General features: G+C 74.6%; 6 protein-coding genes. 5 read left to right on the plus strand and 1 reads right to left on the minus strand.

The features are described from left to right. Positions 1 to 190: 190 nt before the first annotated feature. Positions 191 to 1,120, minus strand: a complete 930-nt coding sequence (locus tag M0638_RS26540) for a dihydrodipicolinate synthase family protein (RefSeq protein ID WP_248669967.1) — start codon at positions 1,118 to 1,120, stop codon at positions 191 to 193. A gap of 117 nt (positions 1,121 to 1,237) precedes the next feature. Here M0638_RS26540 and M0638_RS26545 point away from each other — a divergent pair, with 117 nt between their 5' ends. From M0638_RS26545 to M0638_RS26565, 5 genes are all read left to right on the plus strand, one after another. Further along, the gene (locus M0638_RS26545; protein ID WP_248669968.1) at positions 1,238 to 2,221 is read left to right on the plus strand and encodes a Bug family tripartite tricarboxylate transporter substrate binding protein; all 984 of its coding nucleotides are present in this window, start codon (positions 1,238 to 1,240) and stop codon (positions 2,219 to 2,221) included. 187 nt (positions 2,222 to 2,408) lie between these two features. Then, a complete protein-coding gene (locus M0638_RS26550; RefSeq protein ID WP_248669969.1) occupies positions 2,409 to 3,410 on the plus strand; it encodes a 2-hydroxyacid dehydrogenase in 1,002 nt (333 codons plus the stop codon). 148 nt (positions 3,411 to 3,558) lie between these two features. Further along, positions 3,559 to 4,545, plus strand: coding sequence for a Bug family tripartite tricarboxylate transporter substrate binding protein (locus M0638_RS26555; protein ID WP_248669970.1), 987 nt, complete (start codon positions 3,559 to 3,561; stop codon positions 4,543 to 4,545). A gap of 86 nt (positions 4,546 to 4,631) precedes the next feature. Beyond that, positions 4,632 to 5,036 carry a transposase gene (locus M0638_RS26560; protein WP_248669971.1) on the plus strand — a complete coding sequence of 135 codons (405 nt, stop codon included), beginning with the start codon at positions 4,632 to 4,634 and terminating at the stop codon, positions 5,034 to 5,036. Positions 5,037 to 5,050: 14 nt separating this feature from the next. Next, the coding region (locus tag M0638_RS26565) for a hypothetical protein (protein WP_456316057.1) at positions 5,051 to 5,242 on the plus strand (192 nt) is incomplete at its 3' end.

Here is a 5,242-nt window from a genome sequence, read left to right on the forward strand (position 1 = left end):
CGAACCGCAGTCCCAACCGGACTGCGGTTCGCCGTGGCCGGCGGCACACGCGCCCAGGCGAGGGTCGCCCGCCGGCCCGGCGCGCGGGTCCGGGGGGTGATCCGGGACGATTCCGCCACGCTCCCGGCCCCCGTGGCCGCCGCGGCCGGCGGGAGCGGGACCCGCGCGGGCCCCGGGGCTCGGCGCGTCGCTACTCGGCGGCCGCGTGACGGGTCAGGCCCCAGGCGGCGAGGTTGCGGCGCAGCTCGGCGTCGGCGCGCGGCGTCAGCGGCCAGGCGGAGGGCGGGCGGGTCGGGCCGCAATCCTCGCCCATGAGCTGCAGCGAGGCCTTGACCACGGTGACGTTGGTGCCGTTGCCCTCCTCGGCGCGCAGCGCCTCGAACGGCTCCATGGTCTCGATCAGCGCGGCGGCGCGGCCGTAGTCGCCCGCCTCCAGCGCCGCGTGGATCGCGACGGAGTGCTCCGGCCAGACGTTGATCAGGCCCGAGGTGAAGCCACGCGCGCCCACGGCGTAGAGCGGCGGCGCCCAGGTCTCGGCCAGCCCGCCCACCCAGGCGATGTCGCGCCCGGCGGTGCGGCGGATGCACTCGCCGAGGCGCAGCGGCGTCGGCGAGGCCCACTTCACGCCCACCACCTCGGGGATGTTGCAGAGCGCCTCGATGGCGTCGAGGCCGATGCCGTCGTTGCGCAGGTAGAGCACGATCGGCAGCCCCTCGGCGGCCTCGGCCACGCGCCGGACATAGGCGACCACGCCGCGCGGCGCCACGAACGGATCGGGCGGCTGGTGCACCATCAGGGCGGCCGCGCCGGCCTTGCGCGAGGCGCGGGCCAGGGCGCAGGCATCGCCGATGCCGCGGCCGACGCCGGCCACCAGCGGCACGCGGCCGGCCACCACCTCGGCGGCGCCGTGCACCATCGCCTCCGCCTCGGCCGTGGTCAGGCCGTAGAACTCGCTGGTGTTGCCGTTGGCGACCAGGATGTGCACGCCCGCGCGCACGGCGCGGTCCACGATGGGGGCGAGGCGGTAGGGCACGGGCCGGTCCTGGGCGTCGAAGGGCGTGACCAGGATGCCGGAGATGCCGTTGAGGGCCGCGCGCAGCGCGCTGCCGGGCTGGATCATGCTGGGGGTTTCCTCTCTCATCCGGCTGAGGGCGGGAAATGCCGCCTTGCAATCTGCTATAGCAGTTGCTACGGCTTGGTGGAAGCGCCGATGCGTGGACCGACGGAGGAAACCGACATGCCGCCAACCAAGAGACGCCGCCTTCTCGGCACCGCCCTGGCCCTGCTGGCCGGCCTTGCCGCCGCCCCTGCCCTGGCGCAGCCGCGCGCCTGGCCGGACCAGCCGATCCGGGTGATCGTGCCCTTCTCGGCCGGCACCTCCGACACCGTGGCGCGCCTGGTCAGCATCGAGATGGGCAAGGCGCTGGGGCAGCCCTTCGTGGTGGAGAACCGGCCCGGCGCCGGCGGCAACCTCGGCTCCGAGACCTGCGCGCGGGCGCCGGCGGACGGCTACACGATCTGCCTCGGCACGATCAGCAGCCACGCCATCAACCCGGCGATCTATCCGCGCATCCCCTACAACAACCTGCGCGACTTCGCGCCGATCACGCAGCTCGCCTCGCAGCCCAACGCGCTGGCGGTGGGCGAGAGCTTCCCGGCGCGCAACGTCGCCGAGCTGATCGCCTACCTGAAGGCCAACCCGGGCCGGGTGAATTACGGTTCCTCGGGCGTCGGCACCTCCGTCCACCTCGCGGGGACGCTGTTCTCGCAGCTCGCCGGCGTCGAGATCGAGCACGTGCCCTATCGCGGCTCGGGCCAGATCACCACGGCGCTGCTCGGCGGCGAGCTGCCGATGGCGTTCGACAATTTCTCCTCCGTCTGGCCCTTCGCGCGCGAGGGCAAGCTGCGCATCCTCGGCGTCACCTCGCTGCGGCGTTCGCCGACCGCGCCCGACGTGCCGGCGATCGCCGAGACGGTGCCGGGCTTCGAGAGCCTCTCCTGGCACGGCTTCTTCGCCCCCGCCCGCACCCCGCCCGAGATCATCAACCGGCTGAACGCCGAGGCGCGCGCGGCGCTGGCGCTGCCCTCCGTCACCGCGCGCTTCGCCGAGCTCGGCATCACCCCGGTCGGCAACTCGCCGGAGGAGTTCCGCGCCTTCGTCGCCCGCGAGACGGAGCGCTGGGGCAAGGTGGCGCGCGAGGCCCGTATCAGCCTCGACTGACGGGAGGCCGGGGCCGGCGGTGCGCGCCGCCGGCCCCGGCCCGTCGTGCCCGGATCCGGCGAAGACCCCCCGGCACGCCTGGCGGCGGCGTCTTCCGGTCGCGTCTCCCGGGTCGCCGAGCCCTGCCCGACCGTCCCGCCCGACCGCCTCGCCCGGCCGGGAAACCCCTTATCGCGAGCAGCAGCGAATGACCGGCACGCAAGACTCCCCGACGCGCCCCCGGGACCTGCCCCGGGACCTGCCCCGTGTCCTGATCGCCCGCCGCGTGCCCGCGGCCGTGGCCGAGCGGGCGGTGCGGGAATTCGACGCCATCCTCGCCGAGCACGACCTCGACGCCGACGAGGCGCTGCGCCGCGTGGCGGAGACCGGCGCCGTCGCCATGGTCACCGGCCCGAGGGTGCGGCTGACCGCCGCCCATGCCGCCGCGCTGCCGCCCACCCTGCGTGTCGTCGCCAACACCAGCGTCGGCTACGACCACATGGACGTGGCGGCGACGAAGGCGGCCGGCGTGATCGTCACCAACGCCCCCGACGTGCTGACCGACTGCACCGCCGACCTCGCCTTCATGCTGATCCTCAACGCCTGCCGCCGCGCCACGGAGTACGCCGCCGTGATGCGCGAGGGCTGGCGCAAGGGCTACGGCATGCCGGACCTGCTCGGCCTGCAGGTGAGCGGCCGCACCCTCGGCATCGTCGGCATGGGGCGGATCGGCCGGGCCGTCGCGCGCCGCGCCCGCGGCTTCGGCATGAAGGTGCTCTACCAGAACCGCAACCGCCTGCCGGCCGGGCTGGAGGAGGGCGCGGAGTACGTACCGACTCTGGAGGCGCTGCTGCCGCGCAGCCAGGTGCTCTCGCTGCACCTGCCCGGCGGTGCCGCCGGCACGCTGATGACGCGCGAGACCTTCGCCCTGCTGCCGCCGGGCGCCGTGTTCGTCAACACCGCGCGCGGCTCGCTGGTGGACGAGGAGGCGCTGATCGAGGCGCTGCAGTCGGGCCGGCTGTTCGCGGCCGGGCTCGACGTGTTCCGCAAGGAGCCCGACTTCGACACGCGCCTCGCGGCGCTGCCCAACGCCTTCCTGACGCCGCACGTGGCCAGCGCCACGGTGGAGACGCGCAACGCGATGGGCTTCCGCGCCCTCGACAACGTCGCCGCCGTGCTGGCCGGGGGCGCGCCGATCGACCCGGTGTGAGCCGGCGCGGCCGCGGCCGGCCCCCGGGGCCGGGCGCCGCGGCCAGCGGCTCCGGCCGGCGCCCCGGCCGCCCATGCGGCAGGCCCGCCGGCCGGCCCGGGCAGGCGACGGCCGGTGCCGGAACGACATCTCCAGGGAGGAAACAACCATGCATCGCCGACAAGCCCTCGGACTGGCCGCCGCGACCCTCGGCGGCACCCTGCTGCCGCGCGCCGCGCCGCGCGCGCAGGAGGCCTGGCCCGCCCGCGCCGTCACCATCGTCGTGCCCTTCGCGCCCGGCAGCTCCTCCGACATCGTGGCGCGTGCCATGGCGCTGCGCATGCAGCAGGCGCTCGGCAAGCCGGTGGTGGCGGAGAACCGCCCCGGCGCCACCGGCGAGGTCGGCACGCGCGGCGTGATCCGCTCGCCCGCCGACGGCTACACGCTGCTGCATGCGCCGATCAGCGTCTGGGCGATCAACGTCGCGCTGCGGCCGCGCCTCGGCTACGACCCGGTGCGCGAGCTGACCGCCATCACCCAGACCGTGCGCACGCCCAACGTGCTGGTGGTGAACCCGGCGCAAGTGCCGGCGAACGACCTGCCGGGCTTCGTCTCCTGGCTCAAGGCGCAGGCCGGCAAGGCCTCCTACTCCTCCTCCGGCATCGGCTCCTCGGACCACCTGACGGCCGAGATGTTCAAGCAGCGCACGGGCACGGAGGCCGCGCACGTGCCCTATGCCGGCGGCAGCCCCGCCACCACCGACCTGATCGGCGGCACGGTGCAGTTCTCGTTCCAGAACCTCGGCTCCATCGCCCCGCACATCCGCGACGGGCGGGTGAAGGCGCTGCTGGTGACCGCCGGGGCGCGCAGCCCGCTGCTGCCGGACGTGCCGACGGCGGCCGAGGCCGGGCTTGCCGACTTCGTCGTCTACTCCTGGCAGGGCTTCGGCGGCCCGCCGAGCATGGCGCCGGCGCTGAAGGCGCGCGTGCACGAGGCGGCGGTGGCGGCGCTGCGGCACCCGGAGACGGTGAGCCGCATGGCCGAGACGGGCTTCGACGTGGTGGCGAACACGCCGGAGGAGTTCGCCGCCTTCCAGCGCGCCGAGATCGCCCGCTGGCGCGAGGTGGTGCAGAAGGGCCACATCACGGCGGACTGACTTGGCTTTGGCCATTTGCGGCATGGTGTGAGGCGGCGAGACGGGAGGCTGGTCAGAGTGGCGCGTCCCCGCCAAGAGACGCCGCCATGCTGCGCCTGCCGCCCTGCTTCGCCGCGGTGATCCTATGCTTTGTGCCGCTGCTGCGCCAACGGGGTTGGCGGCATGCCGAGGTGCTGCTGCTCGGCGCGCTTCTGGTGCCGGGGCAGCGGACGGTGGCGAGCATTCTGCGGATCGCGGGGCTGAGCCGGGAGCGGCGTTTCACGAACTACCACCGGGTGCTCGACCGCGCCGTCTGGAGCGGGCGCGCTGCCGGGCGGGTTCTGCTGGGCCTGCTGGTGGCGCGCTTCGCGCCGCAGGGTGCGGTGCTGCTCGGCCTCGACGACCGATCGAGCGCCGGTGGGGGCGGTGCATCAACGCCAGGGGCATCTACCGCGACCCGGTACGTTCCAGCCACGGGCACTTCGTCAAGGCCTCCGGTCTGCGCTGGCTGAGCCTGATGCTGCTGATGCCGATCCCCTGGGCGGGACGGGTCTGGGCGCTACCCTTCCTGACCGCGCTCGTCCCCTCGGAGCGGTACTGCCGGGAGCGCGGCCGGCGGCACAACACGCTCATCGACTGGGGCCGGCAACTGGTCCTGCAGGTACGCCGCTGGCTGCCGGAGCGGCCGATCGTACTCGTGGCCGACAGCGGCTTCGCC

Source organism: Roseomonas acroporae, assembly GCF_023223525.1.
GTDB classification, from domain to species: Bacteria; Pseudomonadota; Alphaproteobacteria; order Acetobacterales; family Acetobacteraceae; genus Roseomonas_E; species Roseomonas_E acroporae.